This is a genomic window from Pseudomonas sp. R45(2017), assembly GCF_002112305.1.
GTDB lineage: Bacteria > Pseudomonadota > Gammaproteobacteria > Pseudomonadales > Pseudomonadaceae > Aquipseudomonas > Aquipseudomonas paraglycinae.
Window position 1 is genome coordinate 48,214 of the sequence record NZ_NEHH01000018.1, and the last position, 18,343, is coordinate 66,556.

13 protein-coding genes and 1 rRNA gene are annotated in these 18,343 nt (G+C 60.6%); 10 read left to right on the forward strand and 4 right to left on the reverse strand.

The features are described from left to right. Positions 1-80 precede the first annotated feature (80 nt). A complete protein-coding gene (locus CAF74_RS28245; protein ID WP_085613332.1) occupies positions 81-419 on the forward strand; it encodes a tryptophan synthase subunit beta in 339 nt (112 codons plus the stop codon). Positions 420-581: 162 nt separating this feature from the next. On the opposite strand, the gene lapD is transcribed toward CAF74_RS28245, so the two are convergent. Together lapD and lapG are read right to left on the reverse strand one after the other, a co-directional pair. Next, complete coding sequence (lapD, locus tag CAF74_RS28250; RefSeq protein ID WP_085748536.1) at positions 582-2,528, reverse strand: cyclic di-GMP receptor LapD; 1,947 nt, start codon at positions 2,526-2,528, stop codon at positions 582-584. A gap of 14 nt (positions 2,529-2,542) precedes the next feature. Then, positions 2,543-3,235, reverse strand: a complete 693-nt coding sequence (gene lapG / locus CAF74_RS28255) for a cysteine protease LapG (RefSeq protein ID WP_085748537.1) — start codon at positions 3,233-3,235, stop codon at positions 2,543-2,545. 193 nt (positions 3,236-3,428) lie between these two features. Here lapG and CAF74_RS28260 point away from each other — a divergent pair, with 193 nt between their 5' ends. The 5 genes from CAF74_RS28260 to CAF74_RS28280 all read left to right on the forward strand — a co-directional run bounded on the left by CAF74_RS28260 (position 3,429) and on the right by CAF74_RS28280 (position 10,488). Then, complete coding sequence (locus CAF74_RS28260) at positions 3,429-4,139, forward strand: GntR family transcriptional regulator (protein WP_085748538.1); 711 nt, start codon at positions 3,429-3,431, stop codon at positions 4,137-4,139. A gap of 755 nt (positions 4,140-4,894) precedes the next feature. Beyond that, positions 4,895-5,668, forward strand: coding sequence for a DUF3050 domain-containing protein (locus CAF74_RS28265; RefSeq protein WP_085748539.1), 774 nt, complete (start codon positions 4,895-4,897; stop codon positions 5,666-5,668). Next, the gene (locus CAF74_RS28270) at positions 5,665-6,594 is read left to right on the forward strand and encodes a diiron oxygenase (protein WP_085748540.1); all 930 of its coding nucleotides are present in this window, start codon (positions 5,665-5,667) and stop codon (positions 6,592-6,594) included. The genes CAF74_RS28265 and CAF74_RS28270 overlap by 4 nt, the downstream gene beginning before the upstream one ends. Positions 6,595-6,607: 13 nt before the next feature. Continuing rightward, the gene (locus CAF74_RS28275; RefSeq protein WP_085748541.1) at positions 6,608-9,997 is read left to right on the forward strand and encodes a non-ribosomal peptide synthetase; all 3,390 of its coding nucleotides are present in this window, start codon (positions 6,608-6,610) and stop codon (positions 9,995-9,997) included. 23 nt (positions 9,998-10,020) lie between these two features. Then, entirely contained in the window at positions 10,021-10,488 is a 468-nt protein-coding gene (locus tag CAF74_RS28280) for an SRPBCC family protein (RefSeq protein ID WP_085748542.1), read from the forward strand. A 147-nt stretch (positions 10,489-10,635) separates the two neighbouring features. Here CAF74_RS28280 and CAF74_RS28285 read toward each other — a convergent pair whose 3' ends face one another. Then, a complete protein-coding gene (locus CAF74_RS28285) occupies positions 10,636-12,516 on the reverse strand; it encodes a methyl-accepting chemotaxis protein (RefSeq protein WP_011331841.1) in 1,881 nt (626 codons plus the stop codon). 311 nt (positions 12,517-12,827) lie between these two features. Between CAF74_RS28285 and CAF74_RS28290 the strand changes: the two genes are divergently transcribed. From CAF74_RS28290 to CAF74_RS28305, 4 genes are all read left to right on the forward strand, one after another. Further along, positions 12,828-13,328, forward strand: a complete 501-nt coding sequence (locus CAF74_RS28290) for a sigma-70 family RNA polymerase sigma factor (RefSeq protein ID WP_085748543.1) — start codon at positions 12,828-12,830, stop codon at positions 13,326-13,328. Beyond that, the gene (locus CAF74_RS28295) at positions 13,328-14,329 is read left to right on the forward strand and encodes a FecR domain-containing protein (RefSeq protein ID WP_085748544.1); all 1,002 of its coding nucleotides are present in this window, start codon (positions 13,328-13,330) and stop codon (positions 14,327-14,329) included. Before CAF74_RS28290 ends, CAF74_RS28295 begins: the two co-directional genes overlap by 1 nt. 87 nt (positions 14,330-14,416) lie before the next feature. After that, on the forward strand, positions 14,417-16,918 hold the full coding sequence (locus CAF74_RS28300) for a TonB-dependent siderophore receptor (protein ID WP_085748545.1): 2,502 nt from the start codon (positions 14,417-14,419) through the stop codon (positions 16,916-16,918). 76 nt (positions 16,919-16,994) lie between these two features. After that, positions 16,995-18,173, forward strand: a complete 1,179-nt coding sequence (locus CAF74_RS28305; RefSeq protein ID WP_085748546.1) for a PepSY domain-containing protein — start codon at positions 16,995-16,997, stop codon at positions 18,171-18,173. Between the two features lie 73 nt (positions 18,174-18,246). On the opposite strand, the gene rrf is transcribed toward CAF74_RS28305, so the two are convergent. Continuing rightward, positions 18,247-18,343: ribosomal RNA gene (gene rrf / locus CAF74_RS28310) — 5S ribosomal RNA — on the reverse strand; the annotation flags it as partial.

Sequence of the window (18,343 nt, forward strand, 5' to 3'; positions counted from 1 at the left end):
TCGTCGGCGCACCGCATACTCGCGCGCAGTTGGCTATGCTGCTGACAGCATGACGCTGGTCCATTTCCGAGGGATGCTCAATGTTTTACGTGCAACGCGATGCGCAGGGTCAGTTGATTCGCGTGGAAGCTGCGGCCTACGCCGAGGCCACGGAAACGCTGCCGGCCGACCACCACGAAATCCAGGCCTGGTACGCCAACGAGGCCGTGGAGAACAGCCTCAAACAGCTCAAGCAGAGCGACCTGGAAATGATCCGGGTACTCGATGACCTGATTCAGGTGCTGACCCAGAAAGGCGTGATCCGCGTCACCGACCTGCCAGCGGCGGCCCAGGCCAAGTTGATGGACCGGACCCAGGCGCGGGAAGCGCTGGGCGGGTTGAGTCAGTTGATTGATGAGGATGAGGGCGGGTTGATCTGATTTGCCTACAGTCGATCGTTCCCACGCTCTGCGTGGGAATGCCGCCCGTGACGCTCCGCGTCACATCAGTGTCTGACGCGACACCGACGGTGTGACTGGAACGCGGGGCGTCCCTTTATGCATTCCCACGCGGAGCGTGGGAACGATCAGTTTGGCGCTGCATTATTTCCAGGGCTTGGGCTCACCGAACAGCTGCCCCTGAACCCCATACAACCCCATCTCGCGAATCACCGACAATTCCCCTTCCGTCTCGACCCGCTCGGCAATCAGCGGCAGATCGATGCTGTGCGCCGCACGCTGGATCGCTTCGATGAACAAACGCTTGTCGCTTTCCTGATCGATCGCCCGGATGTAACTGCCATCGATCTTCAAATACGCCAGCCCCAGCCGCGCCAGGTTGCCGATCATGCTGAAGCGTCCGCCAAAACGCTGCAGGCTCAGGGAGAAACCGAGCTCGCGCAGGCGCCGGGTCAACTGTTCCAGCACCGCTTGCTCCGGCAATTGTTCCTCGCCGATTTCCAGGGTCAGGCGCGCACCGAGGTTGGAATGCGCTCGCAGAATCTCGAACACTTTGTTCAACGCCTGCGGATCGGCCAGGGTCGCCGAGGACAGATTCAGCGCCAGGGATTCTTCATGACCGGCCATCTGCTCCAGCACCCGCTCGAGCATCAACCGGTCCAGCCGCGCGGTCCAGCCGAAGCGCTCAAGCCACGGCAGGAAGCGCCCGGCGGGAATGGTCTGGCCCTGCTCGTCGAGCAAGCGCGACAGCACCTTGTAATGCAGCACCAGTTGCGTGTCCTGCGCCGCCACTACCGGCTGGAAGAACAGCTCGAAACGCCGCTGATTCAACGCCTGATCGAGCAAACGGTGCCAAGCGTGGTGATCGTCACCGACGTCCGCCACCAGGCTCTGATCGAGGCATGCCCAGTTCTGCTCGCCCTGCCCTTCGGCCTGGGCCAGCGCCTGATCGCCGAGGCTGAGGACCGCTTGCGGCGAGTCGCCGTGAGCGAACGGTGCCAGGCCGATAGAAGCCACGGCGGCCACGTCGGTGGCGCCCGTCGCGTGCAGGCTGCTCAGGGCACTGTCGAGGCTCTGCGCCAGCTGCAACGCTTCTTCGCGGGTCAGCCCCGGCGCCAGCACGGCGAATTCACCACCGCGAATGCGGGTGATGAGGTTCTGGGTTTCCGGGTATTTGGCGCACTCGCGGGACAGTTGCTCGCCAACCGCTTTCAACAATTCATCGGTACGCTGACCGCCAAGACGCTGGTTGAGCCCAGCCAGATCCTTGACCCGCAATAGCAGCAGATAACCGGAACTGGCCTGCTCCGGGTTGCTCACCCGCGCATTCAGTTGCATCTCGAAATAACGCCGGTTGGCCAGCCCCGTGAGGTTGTCCTGATAGGACTCGGTGCGCAGTTTTTCACTGCGCTCTGCCTGCTCCTGAAACAGCGCCTTGAGCTTCTCGACCATCTGGTTCATCGCCAGCACTACGCGGCGCAATTCAGGCGTGCGCGGCAGGTCCGGCAGGCTGAGGAACTCGCGGCGGGCGATGGCGTGGGATTGCTTGACCATGTAATCCAGCGGCTTCAATTGCCGACGCAGCAACAACGCGCCCAGCACCGCACTGACCGCACCGCAGACCAGCAACCAGCCAAGACTGCCGAGTGCGCTCTGCCAGAGCTTGGCCAGGGCGAACATCGGGTGGCTGACCACCTCGACCCGCGCTGCCTGCTCCCAGCCACGGCTGACCAGCGCATCGCCACCGGCCGGCTCCAGGCCGATCAATTTGACGAACCAGTCCGGCACGTTGGTGACCGCCGGAATGCCATTGCGCTCGACGATGGTCTGGTCGGTCTTCAGATCGACCACGCGGATGCTCGAATAATAACCGCTGTCGAAGATCGAACTGACCAGCAGCTCGACCATCGCCGGGTCATCGATGTTCGGCGTCAACGACAGCGCCAGCGCCGTGGCCGCATCCTGGGCGTGGGAGCGCAACTGGTTGACGTACTGGGTGCGCGAGCTCTCCAGACTGACCATGAAGCTGCCGGTGAAGGCGACCACCAGGAACAGACAGATAGCGATCAACAGCTGTTTGAACAAAGACATCTGAGCGCGTGCTCCTAGTTAGTCGTCTCGACCGGAAATCCTTCGGCCTGCATTTTCTTCAGCACATCCTGCCAGCGTGACAGGCGTTTGGTGTCACCGACCTTCTTGTTGCCCTTGGCGCCCGGCAGGTACAACCCTTCGGCATTGAAAGAGTAGACCGGCAGCAAATCGGTTCGCTCGGCGGCCGGCTTGATCGGGTCGATCAGGCTGTCGAGCACCAGCGGCATGGCGTCAGGGCTGGAATAGTAAGTCAGGACCATGTGCGCGCGGTTCTGGCGCAGCGCCTTGACGTAGGTGATGCGCAACTTGTCACTGGCCACACCGAGGTGGCGCAGGCTGAAATACTTGGCGATCGCATAGTCTTCGCAGTCGCCGGCGCCTTTCCACAAGGCTTCGATGGGGGTTTCCCAATAGTCGACCTCGTGCCACAGATCGATGTCTTCGACGTAGCGCATCTGTTTGTTGAAAAACAGGTTCACCACTTTAAGCTTTTCCATCTCGCTGACCTGCTTCTGCGTGGCCAGCAGATTCTGCCAGGCATCGATCCGCTGTTGCCCGGCACCCAACGGCCCGTACAGCGCCGTGGCCTTGCGGCTGATCGCGGAAAAATCCCAATCGGCATGCAGGCCGCCCAGCATGATGCCGGCCAGCAGCAGCGCGCAGGCAAGCCAGCGCGCGATCCGTGGGAACGCGAAACGTACCGCCAATGCAAGGCATCCAGGGCAGAGAGGAAAGCGCTTGATGGTGAAGGTTAGCCCAGCAAAAAACAATGGCACCCTGAGATCATCGCTGGCGCGCTAAACTTCAGATGTGACAGGGTTCTTCTACACGGTTTGACAACCTGTAGAGCAATCACTAGTGTCCTTTGGATCCAAATCCGCAGTCATAGGGTGTGCAGTTGTGACCCAGAAGCCCAAGCCACTCCACAGCATCAAAGTCGACGGCCCGATTCCCGCGCATCTGGCGCGCTCGGTCATCGAAGAAACCCTGCGAGCCGCGATTCTCGACGGGCGCCTGCCCTGCGGCACCGCCGTGCGCCAGCAAGACCTGGCCGACCTGTTCGGTGTCAGCCGCATGCCGGTGCGCGAAGCCTTGCGCCAACTTGAGGCTCAGGGCCTGCTCAGCGTGATTGCCCACAAGGGCGCCGTGGTGGCGCCACTGATTCAGGGCGATGCAACGCAAACCTATGAGCTGCGCATCCTGCTGGAGTCAGAAGCGCTGCGCCAGTCGATCCCGCTGCTGACCCCGGCCGATCACGAACGCGCGGCCGGCTACATCGAAGAACTGGAAAACGAACACGACTACACCGAAATCGGCCGGCTCAACCGTCTGTTTCACATGGCGCTCTACAGCAAGGCGCCCAATGGCCGGCTATTGCGACTGGTGGAAGACGGCCTGAATGAAGAAGAACGCTTCCTGCGCTTCAACCTCGAGGCCATGGGCCTGGGCAAACTCTCCCAGGACGATCACCGCGCGTTGTTGCAGGCCGTGAAAGAGCGTGACACCCCGCACGCCGTGACACTGCTGGAGCAACACCTCAATCGCGGTGTCGAGGTGATCACCCGTTACCTCGCCAGCTCAGCCGGCCAAAGCCGCAAAGCAGCACGCTGAATTCTCCCTCCCGGGTGAGCCTCCACTCACCCGGCGAATAACCCGCTTACAAATCCCCCCACCGGTCACGGTCATTTGCCGTGGCACATCGACGCTTGCGCTCTAACCTCCCCCTGCTTTGAACAGCCCGGAATTTGCACCCGCAAGGAAGTCATTTTCGACGATAGCCGCGGCGCTGATTTACGCGCACCCTTGGACCGCCAACCCAATATAGAACGGGGACGCGCCGCCCCGGCAGCAGTCCCCGCACCAGGAACCTACGGAAGGAGCCTTGTCACGGGAACAGGAAGAAACGGCGCCGTTACAGCCCGACTTCATCCCCTCATATTCATTCAATTACTCAATTGGAAAGTTGGTTCGAGTGAGGCATTCACTCTTGTCGTTCAATTTTGGCCATTAAACGCCGAAAGGAGCAACTACGCCCAAATAAAACTTAACTTATAAGTTTTATCAGACCCACTCATACTTCAAAAACAGCCAACTAAAAATAATTAAAAATAAACTTGTTAAGTTGTTTTGCGATGTATTAGTTTTTCTTCGCCGAGTTTGGATCCGAAATGACGAACCCGGTACAACCTTGCAGTACGGCCTCGATTGCGACGGCTTGACCGTCCGCTGCTGTCTCGGGCCCTTCAAACATTGCCTGCTTTCATCGAAACCGAATGAGGCTGTCGTTCGCCTGGAGAAACTTGTTCAGCGTTATTAGCGATTGATTGAGCAGTCCCTACTTCCCCATTAGCCAGAGTCTCGCAACCATGCCAACTAAAGAGCAACTTACACTAAAGAAATCCGAACTCAGCGTTCATCCGATCTTCTCCGAAATCGATTCTTTGGCGACATTGCGCCGGTTCATGGAGTCCCATGTATTTGCTGTCTGGGACTTCATGTCGCTGACCAAGCGCCTGCAGCAGGAACTGACTTGCACGCGTCTGCCGTGGTTGCCGCCTCGCGATCCGCACGCGGCAAGACTGATCAACGAAATCGTGCTCGGGGAAGAATCGGACGATCGGCTGTCACACGGGCATTACAGTCACTTCGAACTGTACCTCGATGCGATGCGCGAAGTCGGTGCGGACACGACAGCGGTGGAGCGCTTCGTGACGCTGCAACAGGAAGGCGTGAGTTACGACGTCGCCCTGCAAAGCGTCGAGGTCGATCCGGCCGCTGCGCGGTTCGTCCGTGACACCTTGCACACCGCACTGCATGCACCCGGTCACAGCGTTGCCGCCGCATTCCTTCACGGTCGCGAGAGCGTGATCCCGACCATGTTCCAGCGCATGCTCGATGCCTGGGGCATCGGCGTCGAACAGGCGCCGACCTTCCGTTACTACCTCGAGCGACACATCGAGGTCGACTCCGAAGACCACGGCCCGGCCGCCGAGCAACTGCTGGATCGCTTGGTCGATGGCGATCCGCAGCGCGAAGCCGAGGTCTACGCCAGCGCCATCGCCGCCGTGGAAAGCCGCATCGCCCTGTGGGACGGCCTGCGCCTGAGCATACGCGAACCGCTGGCGGAGGTGGCCCAATGAACGCCGCCGACTACCAGTCTTTCGCCGACGCCTGGGAAAGCCGCGCGACCATCCGCACCCGGCCACGCCGCGTGCTGGAGGACGACGCGCGGCTGATCTATCCGCTCAGCCGCCAGCCCTTGGTGCTCAGCGAAACCTTCCTGCGCGAATGCCCGCAGCAGCGTGATTTCGCCCTGGTGCAGACGCTGTACAAATTCATCAACGACGTGGTGATTTTCGAAACCGAGATCGTCGACAAGACCGCCCGCAGCATCGCCAAGAACCGCTTCGCCGTGGCCTTCCCGTTCGCCTGTCGCTACGACGCTATGACCGTGGTGGTGGACGAGGATTACCACGCGCTGGTGGCGATGGATTTCATGCAGCAGACGGTGGCCATGACCGGCATCCAGCCGATCGAGCTGCCGAATGAAATCGAACTGAGCCGGGCGATTCCGGCCGCCGTCGAACTGGCTCCGCCACACCTGCGCAGCGCCGTGGAGCTGATCTGCGTGGCCATCGCCGAAAACACCGTGACTGGCGATGTCGCGGCGTTCGCCCGGGACGACACGGTCAAGCCATCGATCAAGGGCCTGATGGCCGACCACTTGCTCGACGAGGGCCGGCACTCGAGTTTCTGGGCGCGGATGGTGCGCATCTACTGGCACACCGCGAGCGATGCGGATCGCGACTGCATCGCGCAGATCCTGCCGGTGTTCATCGGCCATTACCTGACCAACGACATCCAGAAGTCCTTCGACCTGCGCCTGATCGACGCCCTGCCAGTCAACGATGCCACCCGCCGCGCACTGAAAGACGAGATGGCCGGGCTGGCCTTCCCGATCAATCGCCACCACCCGCTGGTGGGCAACATCGTGCGGTTTTTCCACAACAGCTCGCTGCTCGACACACCGTGCGTGCAGCACGCCCTGCGCGACTACCTGGTTTGACAAGGAGGCTGACATGAGACGTCTCGACATTTTGCTGAGGGGCCGCAGCCAGGCCTTGACCGACCTGGCGCAGGAGCTCGAACAACACGGTCATTCATTGCTGACAGAGATTGCTCCGTCGGTGGATCTGGTGATCGATGACGGCAGTCTTGCGCCCCAGGATTACGGCACGACAGCGCAGCTGAACTTGCGCCTGGGCATTGGTGCAACGGGCATCGGCGGACTGCCGGTGCTCGATCTGCTATGCCTCTGCAACTCGACGCTGCTGAGCCGCGTGCCCATCGCCGACGAACCGTCCGGCAATGGGCAGGCCCTGCGCCAGCGAACACTGGCGCAAGTGGTGGACGAAGTGGCGCTGCTGGTCAGCCGTTTTTCCCGCGATGCCGAGTATTTCCAGCACGCGACAGCGGCCCGTGCGCCGGACTTCGAGCTGGTGGAAAACCTGCTGTTCCTCGACAGCCTGGCTTACATCCATCGCCTCAATGCCACGGCCCATCCGGCCTTGCTGCAACAGGCGCAAATCCCGGTGATCGAGCGGCTGCAACAGAGTCTGATCGAACACGCGGAGCGCCCGGCGCTGCACCTCGCCGAGCAGTCGATCAGCTATCGCCAGTTGCATGATCACAGCCGTGCAATCCAGCAACGGTTGCTGACAATGCTGGAGACACAACCGCAACCTTGGGTGGTGGGGATTTGCCTGCCGAAATGCGATGCGCTGTTTGCTTCGATCCTGGCGATTCTCGGCAGCGGCGCGGTGTACCTGCCGCTGGAGCCGAGCCATCCGCTTCAGCGTCAGCAGTACATTCTGGAAAACGCCGGAGCGGTGCTGTTGCTGCACGACGGCGAACACCCACTGAGCGGTTCGATGCCGGGGCTGGATGTCTGCCGCATCGACAGCACTGACGTCGATCTGTCGCAACCGTTGATGCTTCGCCAGCCCGAGCTCGATGCGCCGTGCATGGCGCTCTACACCTCGGGCACCACCGGGCATCCGAAGGGTGTGCTGCTGAGTCAGGCAAACCTTGCCCACTTCACCGCGTGGTACGCCAGCTATGTGCAGTTGCGGGCCGAGAGCCGGGTGCTGCAGTTCTCGTCGCTGAGTTTTGACTCGTCGCTGATCGACATTTTCCCGACCCTGCTCGAAGGCGCGGAACTGGTGGTGCCCGACGACAACCAGCGCCGTGATCCGCTGCAACTGGTGGCGCTGATTCGCCGTCGGCAACTGACCCACGCGTTCCTGCCGCCGGCGCTGTTGAGCATCCTGCCGCTGGAGCAACTGCAAAGCGTCGGGCAAATCATGACCGGCGGTGATGTGTGTGAGCCGTTCGTGATCGAGCAACTGACCCGCCAGGGCAAGCTGCACAACCTCTACGGTCCGACCGAAGCCACGGTGCTGATCACCGCGCGACAACTGCGACCAAGCGACAGCAATCGCACGCTCGGCGGACCGATTGCCAACAGTCAGGTGCTGATCCTCGATGACGATCTGCAACCGGTGCCGGAGCAAACGGTGGGCGAACTGTTCATCGTCGGCCCCGGCGTGTGCCTGGGTTACTTGAACAATCCACAGCAGACCGCCGAGCGCTATCTGGACCTGGAGTTGCCGGATGGTCAGCGTCTGCGCGCCTACCGCAGCGGCGACATGGCCAAGTGGGGCGAGGATGGCATCGAGCTGTGCGGACGCCGCGACAATCAGGTGAAGATTCGCGGCTTCCGGGTCGAGCCGGAGGAGATCGAGCGCTGCCTGCGCGAGAGTCAGCTGTATCGGCAGATCGCCGTGGTGATCGACAGTCAGCGACGGATTCTGGCGTTCCTTGCCCAGCCGCAATCGGACGCCGCGCGCGAGTCGTTGAAAGCTCACGCACAGCAGTTTTTACCCGACTACATGCAACCGGTGGCATGGACGGAACTGCCGAACATGCCGTTCGCCGCCAATGGCAAAGTCGATCGCAAGGCCTTGCTGGAACTGCCGGTCAGCGTGCAGGACAGCGGCCCCAAATGCCTGCCGGCCAACGCCGACGAAGCGCTGCTGCTGGAGATCTGGGGCGAACTGCTGGAGCTGCCGACCAGCGACATTTCCACCGACGAAAGCTTCTTCAATCTCGGCGGTCACTCGATTCTGCTGTCGCGCATGCTCCTGCGTCTGCGGGAGGAATTCGGTCGCAGCATTTCGATCAACCGCTTCATCGAACTGCCGACCATCACCAAGCTCGCCACCCTGGTACGCGGCACCGATGACAGCGCGGTGCTCAGCGCCCAGGCAATGGCCGACGCCGAGCGAACGCTGGAAATCGAGCCGTTGCCGATCAGCCGCATGGGCGATGTGCACAAGGTGATCGTCACCGGCGCCAACAGTTTTGTCGGTGTGCACATCGTCGAGGCGCTGCTGGGATGGGGCGTCAGCGAAGTGGCGTGTCTGGTGCGCGACGGCGGCGGGCAAACCGCGGCGCAGCGCTTTGCCCAAGCGCTGCGAGAGAACCGCCTGGAACATCTGGACCTGAGTCGGGTGCGGGTCTATTCGGCGGACATCACCCGGCCGCAACTGGGCTTGGCCGATGACGATTTCGAGCGGTTGGATCGTGAATTCGGCGCGCTGGTGCACAACGCCGCCAACGTCAATCACGTACTCGACTACGAGTCGCTGGCGGCGGACAACGTCGAGCCGATTTTCGAACTGCTTCGACTGTGCGAAGGGCGCAGCAAGAAGGTGTTCAATTTCGTCTCGACGCTGTCCGCCTCCAGCACCGTCGACGACGCAGGCCGGGTGCTGGAATTGCCCGCCGCACCGACGCCGCCGATCTACATCCGCAACGGCTACAACCTGTCGAAATGGGTTGGCGAACGCATCCTCGAACGGGCGCGGGAGCGTGGGGTGCGGGTCAATCTGTATCGGCCCGGCAACATCAGTTTCAACAGCCTCAGCGGCGTCTGTCAGCCGCACAAGAACCGTTTGATGCTGATGCTCAAGGGCTCGATCCAGCTCGGTCAGGTGCCGGCCTTCGCGCTGAATTTCGACCTGATGCCGGTGGATTTTCTCGCCCGTTTCATCGCCTTCCACGCCAGCCGTTACTCGGCCGAACGGGCGGTGTTCAACCTGCACAACCCGGAGCCCCTGAGCTGGGATGCCTACGTTGCGTCGTTCCGCGAAACCGGCAGCGAGTTTTCGCTGGTCAGCGTCGCCGACTGGCAACAGCAACTGGGCCGGGTCGATGCCGACAACGCGCTGTTCGGCGTGCTCGGTTTCTACCTCAACGGCTTCGAGGAAGACATCGGCGACATCTCCCTGATCGGCCACGCCAACGCCCAGGCCGGCGTGCAGCAGATGGGCGCGCACTACCCGGAAAAATCCCCGGCGCTGCTGCGTCGCGGCTGCGACTACCTGAAAGAAATCAACTTCATCTGACTCATCAACCAAGGAGCAACACCATGAGCAATCTGCAACCCGACACCCTGATCAAAAACCCTCACGGCTGCCACGTCGTGTCTTCGGTGGAAGTGCCGGTGGACGCCAAACAAGTGTGGGCGGTGGTCGGTAAATTCGACGGTTTCGACCGTTTCATTCCGGCGCTGTCGCATATCGAAATGACCGGCGAAGGCGTGTCGTCGCTGCGCAAGAAGTTCTTCAAGGATGGCAACGTGGTGGTCGAGCAACTCAATTCCCGGGACGACCAGGCGCTGAGCATGACCTGGACCACGATCTACAACACCTTGGGCGTGGCCAATCTGTGGGCGGCGATGAATGTGGAATCACTGGGCGCGGGCAAGTCGCGGGCGACCTGGACGATCATTGCCGAACCGGCCAGCGGTGGGCCCGAGGCACTGCCGGGGTTCAAGGATTTCGTGCAGGGGTTTGCCGATGATGCGATGGGCAATGTGCTGAAGCTGTTTGTGTAAGGTTTCAGTTCTGCGGTGATTGAGCCACCGCTATCGCTGGCAAGCCAGCTCCCACAGGTTCCCGGTCGGTCACAAATGTTGTGTGCGCCAGAAATCCTGTGGGAGCGGGCTTGCCCGCGATGAACGATAACGCGGTCTGACTTGATGTCAGATCTTGAAGCTGTCGACCAGCTGTTTCAAACGGTTGGCCTGCTGCGACAACGCATCGCAATCCTTCAACGTTTCATTGAGGTTGGCCACGCTCTGCTGGTTCAGCAGGTTGATCTGGTTGACGTCGACGTTGAGCGTTTCCACCACCGCAGTCTGCTCTTCGGTAGCGGCTGCCACCGACTGGTTCATGCCGTCGATTTCACCGATGCGCTGGGTCACGCTGACCAGACGCAGACCGGCCTGGTTCGCCACTTCAACGGTCTCCTCGCTGGACGCCTGACTGGCGTTCATGGTGGTCACCGCTTCGCGGGAGCCGACCTGCAGCGAAGTGATCATCTTGTGGATCTCTTCCGCCGATTCCTGAGTGCGGTGAGCGAGGTTACGCACCTCGTCCGCCACCACCGCAAAACCGCGTCCGGCTTCACCGGCTCGGGCCGCTTCGATGGCCGCGTTGAGCGCCAGCAGGTTGGTCTGTTGGGAGATGCCTTTGATCACATCGAGAATGTGGCCGATGTTATCGGTGCTCGCATTCAGGGTTTCGATCTGGGTGCACGACAGGCTGATCTTCTGCGACAGCTCGGTCATGGCCTGAATCGTCTGCTCGACCACTTGACGACCGTCGTCGGCCTGCTCGCTCGCGCCGCTGGCGTGTTGCGAAGCGTCGGCCGCGTTGCGGGCGATTTCCTGAGTGGCGGCCCCCAGTTGATTGATTGCGGCGGCCACGCTGTTGGTGCGCGCGCTTTGCTCGTCGGAACCGATGATCGAGGCGTTGGACGATGCCATCACCCGTTGCGACAGGTCGTGTACGTGGCGAGTCGCGGAAGACACTTCGGAAATGGAAGCGTGAATCCGCTCCACGAACTGGTTGAACGAACTGCCCAGCTCGCCGAACTCGTCCTTGCTTTCCACTACCAGACGACGAGTCAGGTCGCCTTCACCCTGAGCGATGTCCTGCATCGCACGGCCCATGGTGATCAGCGGACGCATCAGGACGGTGATCAGCAGGCTCAGGAAGACTGCAATCGCGCCCACCGCGACGAACATCGCAATCACTGCCGAGGTACGGAACTGGCTGAGTGCGGCGTAGGCCTTGTCGCGATCGATCGACAGACCGATGTACCACTCGGCATTCGGCAGACCGGCGACCGGGGTGAACGAAAGGATGCGTTCCTGGCCGTTGAGCACCACGTTCTGGTTACCCTTCTCGATGCGCACACCGGCGTTCGGGTAGATGTCCTTGAGGTTCTTCATCACCTGGTCTTTATCCGGGCTGACGATCACCTGACCGTCCCCGCTGACCAGGAAAGCGTGGCCCAGGCCGCCGAAGTCCACCGAGTTGATGATCTTCACCAGGGTTTCCAGGCTCAGGTCACCGCCCACGACGCCGAGCAGCTCGCCGTTCTTTTTCACCGGCATGGCGATGGTCACCACCAGACCGCCGACGGCGGCCATGTATGGCGGGGTCAGCATGGTCTGGTCAGCGGCCACGGCTTGCTTGTACCAAGGGCGCTGACGCGGGTCGTAACCGTCCGGCATCTTCGCGTCAGGGCGCTGGGTGAACACGCCGTTGGCCTGGCCGACGTAGGTGAACTGGAAGTTCGAGGTGAAGGCCGGTTGATCGACCAGGCCCGGGAAGTCGGCGTTCTTGCCTTGATGGGCGACGTTCTGCGCGAGGTTTTCCAGTACCAGAATCCGCCCGCTCATCCAGTTCTGCACACTGCTGGCGGTCAGGTCGCCGGCCTGCTGGACGGAGGACTGGAGGTTCTGGCGAATGGTGTTTCGCTGCAGATAGTCGTTGTACAAAGTGAACAGCGCGAACGCCAGGACCACGACGCCCGAGGCGGCCAGCAGGATTTTATGGCTGAACTTGAGATTCATTTCATGGGACTTCTTATGCGAAAAGTGGGGATGCGTTCCGGATGCAACATTCCATGTACAGCGCAGGCAGCGTTCTGAGGGCTGCTCTACTTTGGTGCACGCATGTCTCACCAGTCTGTCGGCACGCTTCGGAGAAAACTTAGGGCTTTGCAGGAAATGGACGGCATTTCTGCCAGATTCCCGCCGGACGGCGTGCCAGAGCGTTCGCCTGTCATTTTTTGATGACTGTTTTACAGCGCCGGTTGCAAATTCTGTAACCCTTGATGACAATGCGACTAATTATCATTTGTGACGTTCGGGCTGTCGCGTTCATGTCCTCTCCTGAGTTTGCAGTACAGGCGCTTTACAGTAGTCATCACGGCTGGCTCAACGGCTGGTTGCGCGCTCGGCTGGGCAATGCTGCCGATGCGGCGGATCTGGCCCAGGACACCTTCGTTCGACTGTTGCAGCGCACCGAGCGTCTGGAACTCAAGGCACCTCGCGCGTTTTTGCGCACAGTTGCCCGAGGGCTGGTGATTGATCATTGGCGCCGTGAAGAAATTGAACGCGCCTATCTGGAAACCATCGCCCATTTGCCTGAAGCCGAAACCCCGAGTGCCGAATCCCGTGCCTTGGTGATCGAACTGCTCGAAGGCATCGCCCGCATGCTTGAAGGCTTGAAGCCGAAAGTGCGTCAGGCGTTTCTGCTGGCTCAGTGCGAAGGTTTGACCCACAAGCAGATCGCCGAGCAGATGGGCCTGTCCCTGCGCTCGGTAGAACGCTACGTCGCCGACGCGCTGTTTCACTGCTACGTGTTGCGGTACGAAAACTGATGCCGGTGGATAACCTCTCGCTCGGCCGACGCGCCGAGCCACCGCAACAGGTCGTCCGACAGGCCATTCACTGGCTCCTGCGTCTGCGCAACAACCATGGCAATCCGCGCCTGAATCGCCAGTGCGAACAATGGCGCGCCGAACACCATGATCACGAACTGGCCTGGCAACGGGTGCAGTCTCTACAAGCTGAACTGACCCACAATCTGCGCGCCGTGCCCGGTGCGCAGGTGGCGTTCAATACGCTGGAAAACAGTGCGCAGGGGTTGGGTCGACGTCAGGCACTGAAGCTGTTGTCCGGCGCGCTGCTGATGGGCTCGGCGGGATGGTTGGCCAAAGACACTTCCGCCTGGCAACAGTGGAGCGCCGACTACGCCACCGCCACCGGCGAGCGCCGTGGCTTCCAGCTGCCGGACGGCACGCGGATCGAGCTCAACACCGCCAGCAGCGTGGATCTCGATTACACCGCCCAGCAACGGCTGATCAAACTGACCCGTGGCGAAATCATCATCACCTGTGGCGGTGCCGATGAAGGTGCGCCATTTGACCGACCGCTGCGGGTGCAGAGTCGTCATGGCAGTTACGAGCCGTTCAAGGCGCGATTCATTCTGCGCCAGGAAGATGGATGCACGCGCATGAGCGTCACCAGTGGCCGGGTCGCGATTCACTCCGCCGGCAACTCGACGGAGGCCATCGCCGGTCAGAGCTATCTGATCGATCACCATCAAGTTCGCCCGGCGCCGCCGTTGGACATGGACGCCGGTGCCTGGGTCGACGGGCTGATCGTGACCCGCAACATGCGGCTGGGCGACTTCCTCAGCGAAGTCAGCCGGTATCGTCAGGGCTTTCTGAACTGTGCGTCGGACATTGCGGATTTGCGCCTGTCCGGCGTGTTCCGTCTTGAGGACACCGACAAGCTGCTGGCGATCCTGCCGCAGACCCTGCCGGTGCAATTGCGCTACCGCACTCGTTGGTGGGTGACGCTGGAGTCTGTGGCCTGAAATTATTTTGGCGGGTTTTCGCGGCAAGTCCGGCTTAGTCAGTAAGCACTTCAACTCAGCCTTCGCGACTGCCTACGGAAACCTACAATGACTGCGCGCGTTACCTGTAAGAACCCTCTGAATTTCTCTGCCGAATCGGGCCTGTTGCGTCACGCCGTTCGGGCGGCGCTGTTCTCTACTGCACTCGGCGTTGGCGTGTTGCCGAGCCTGAGCATGGCGGCCAATGCCAGCGAGGTCAGCAGCCACCGCTACAACATCGCCGCCGGGCCATTGGGCGAGGCGCTTAACCAGTTCGCACGCCAAGCCGGCATCACCTTGTCGATGACCCCACAGCAGACTCAAGGCCGACAATCACCCGGCGTGCAGGGCGAGTATTCGACCGATCAAGCCCTTAGCCACTTGCTCGGAGGCACGGGCCTGGAGGCGGTCAGCCAGGATGGCAGCAGCTATGTGTTGCGCTCCGTCGCAGAAACCGAAGCACTGTCTCTGCCGGCCACCGACATCAAAGGCTTCGCCCTCGGTAACGCGCTGGGCAGCATGGACGGCTATAACGCGACGCACAGTCAGATCGCCACCAAAACCAGTACCGCGCTGCTGGAAACGTCGCAAAGCGTGTCCGTGGTTACCCGCGAGCAAATGGATGACCAGGGCTCGCAAACCGTGTCCCAGGCCATGCGTTACACCCCCGGCGTGCTGACCAATCCTTACGGCGCCACGCACCGTTACGACTACGTGGCAATGCGCGGCTTCAACGATGGCTCGGTGGACAACATCTACCTCGACGGCCTCAAGTCGATGGGCGACAGCGGCACCTACAGCACGATGCAGGTCGATCCGTATTTCCTCGAGCGCGTCGATATTCTCAAGGGCCCGTCGTCGGTACTTTACGGCCGTAGCTCGCCGGGCGGTCTGGTGGCGCTGACCAGCAAGAAGCCGCTGTACGAGGCCTATCACCAGGTTCAAGCCACCGTCGGCACTCAGGGCCAGCGCGGTGTCGGTTTTGACTTCAGCGGACCGGTCGATGACGACAAACGCATCGCCTATCGTCTGATCGGATTAACGGATCAGTCCGACACGCAGTTCGACCACAACAAGGAAAAGCGCTTCGCCCTAGCGCCGACCGTCAGCATCGACTTCAGCGAAGACACCTCGCTGACCCTGCAAGCGTATCTGCAGCATGACCCGTACGGCGGCTATCACGGTGGCGTGCCGGCCGACGGCACGATTCATCAACGCAACGGCAATCGCATTTCGCCGCATTTCTTCGAAGGCGAGCCGGGCATCGATGGTTACTCCCGTGATCAGCAGTCGTTCGGTTACCAGTTCGAACACCGCTTCAACGACGTCTTCACCGCGCGGCAGAATTTCCGCTACCTCGACTCCAAAGTGAACATGGATCAGGTGTACGCCTATGGCTGGACGTCGCCGACCAGCAACGAATTGAATCGCTACTACACCGGCGGTGATGAACGTCTGCACGCGTTCATCGTCGACAACATGCTCCAGGCCGAATTTTTCACCGGCGCGACCAAGCACACAGTGCTGATGGGGGCGGATTACCAGCGACGCAAAACCGTGGTCGACTGGACCAGTGGCGGCCTGGCGCCGATCAACGCGTTCAACCCGGTGTATGGCAATTCGGCTATTACGCCGTACGGCGAGACCAGCTATCTGCGGCGCCTGGAGCAGACCGGCGTTTACCTGCAAGACCTGATCGAGATGGACAAGTGGCGCTTCTCGCTGGGACTGCGCCAGGACTGGGTGGAAACCTCCGACGAAAACCGCATCGCCGAGGCGGGCCGTCCGGTCGGCACCGATATCAACGACCGACGCACCAAGCTCACCGGCCGTGCAGGCGCGCTGTATCTGTTCGATAACGGTCTCGCGCCGTACGTCAGCTATTCAGAGTCGTTCAATCCGAATTCCTACGCGGACAACGCCGGCAATCCTCTCGCACCGACCGATGGAACGCAGTGGGAAATGGGCTTGAAGTATCAGCCGCCGGGTACCGACAACCTGTTCACCGCCTCGCTGTTCCGCATCGATCAGGAGAACCTGGCGACCAAACTGCCGCAGGAAAACTTCTATCGCGCTGTAGGCGCCGTCCGCTCTCAGGGTCTGGAACTGGAAGCGCACATGCAGCTGACCGACAACCTGAAAGTGCTCGGCAGCTACACCTTCACCGACATTGAATACTCGAAGTCGATGACCAGCACCTTGAGCACACCGACCAATTTGATCGAGAACAAGGGCAACTCGCCAACCCAGGCGCCACGACATATGGCATCGCTGTGGGCGGACTACAAGTTCGACAGCGCGGCACTCGACGGGCTGCGACTGGGCGGTGGTGTGCGTTATGTCGGCTATAGCTGGGCGGATGCAGAGAACACCATGAAGGTGCCGTCCTACACATTGTTCGACGCATCGATCGGTTATGACCTCGGAAAGGTCGGTCTGAAGGGTGTCGACGTACGCCTGAATGCGAACAATCTGACCAACGAATCCTACGTAGCCTCCTGCGCCAGTCTGGACTTCTGCTACATGGGCGAAGAGCGCAACGTCGCCGCGACGGTCAGTTACCAGTTCTAAGCCTTTGTCTTGTGCATAAAAAAGCCAGCCCCTGATTTCAGGGGCTGGCTTTGTCGTATCTGTGGGGGAAATTTTCATGCGTTCGTTTCTGGTTTTATTGCACCGGTATATCGGGTTGGCCACGGCGGTTTTTCTGCTGCTGGCGGGGATTACCGGCAGCATTCTGGCATTCAATCATGAGCTGGATGAGTGGTTGAATCCGGAGTTTTACGCTGCCTCGGCCGAGGGGGAGCGTCTGCCGCCAGGTGAGCTGGTTGATGTGGTGCAATCGGCCCATCCGAAGTTGCAGGTCTGGTACATGGAGTACCCGAATGAGGCAGGCCACACGGCATTGCTGGCGGCGGTTCCGCGAAATGATCCGGCGACGGACGAACCGTATAAAGAACGCAACCAGGTGTTCTACCTCGACCCTGTCAATGGCGAGCAAAAAGGTCAGCGTTACTGGGGCGAGTGCTGTTTCCAGCGTGAGAACTTCGTTCCGTTCATTCTCGAGTTTCACTACAACCTGACACTGCCCGGAAACTGGGGTTTGCTGTTGATGGGGTTCGTGGCCATCGCCTGGGTAATCGATTGCTTCATCGCCCTCTGGCTGACGTTGCCGAGGGGTAAACCGTTCTGGAAGAAGTGGTCGAACGCCTGGAAGATCAAGGGTGGGCATGCCTATCGACTCAACTTCGATCTGCACCGGGCGGGGGGCTTGTGGCTGTGGTTGTTATTGCTGCCGATAGCCGTCAGCAGTGTGGCGATGAACCTGCCGAGCCAGGTCTTCAAACCCGCGGTGTCGCTGTTTTCTCCGATTGAACCGAGCGTGTATGAGGCGCGAGGGCGAATGCCTGCCGAAGAGCTGGGGATCACCCGATTAAGTTATCAACAGGCATACGAAAGGGCACAACAGGAGGGGAAAAGGTTGGGGCTGACGGCGGCGATCGGCGAGGTGTATTACAGCTTTGAGTACAACTTTTACGGTGCGGGGTTTGGGCAGCATGACACCGAGGCCCACGGCAAATCCTGGTTGTTCTTCCACGGTACTGACGGGCGATTACTGGGGCAGGAGATCGCAGGAGAAGGGACATTGGGAGAGCGGTTTTATCGATTGCAGTTGCCGATACATGGGGGACGGATCATAGGCTTCACCGGGCAAGTGATGATCGCGATATTGGGTGTTCTGATTGCAGGGTTGTCGGGAACTGGCGTCTACATCTGGTGGCGCAAATGGCAGGCTCGTCGGAGCAGCAAGGCACGCAAAGCGGTTTGAATATCGGACTTTTGTGAGCACTGAAACGACAAAACCCCTGTCTGCGTTAGCAGACAGGGGTTTCGGAATTCAATCTTGACGATGACCTACTCTCACATGGGGAAACCCCACACTACCATCGGCGATGCATCGTTTCACTTCTGAGTTCGGGATGGGATCAGGTGGTTCCA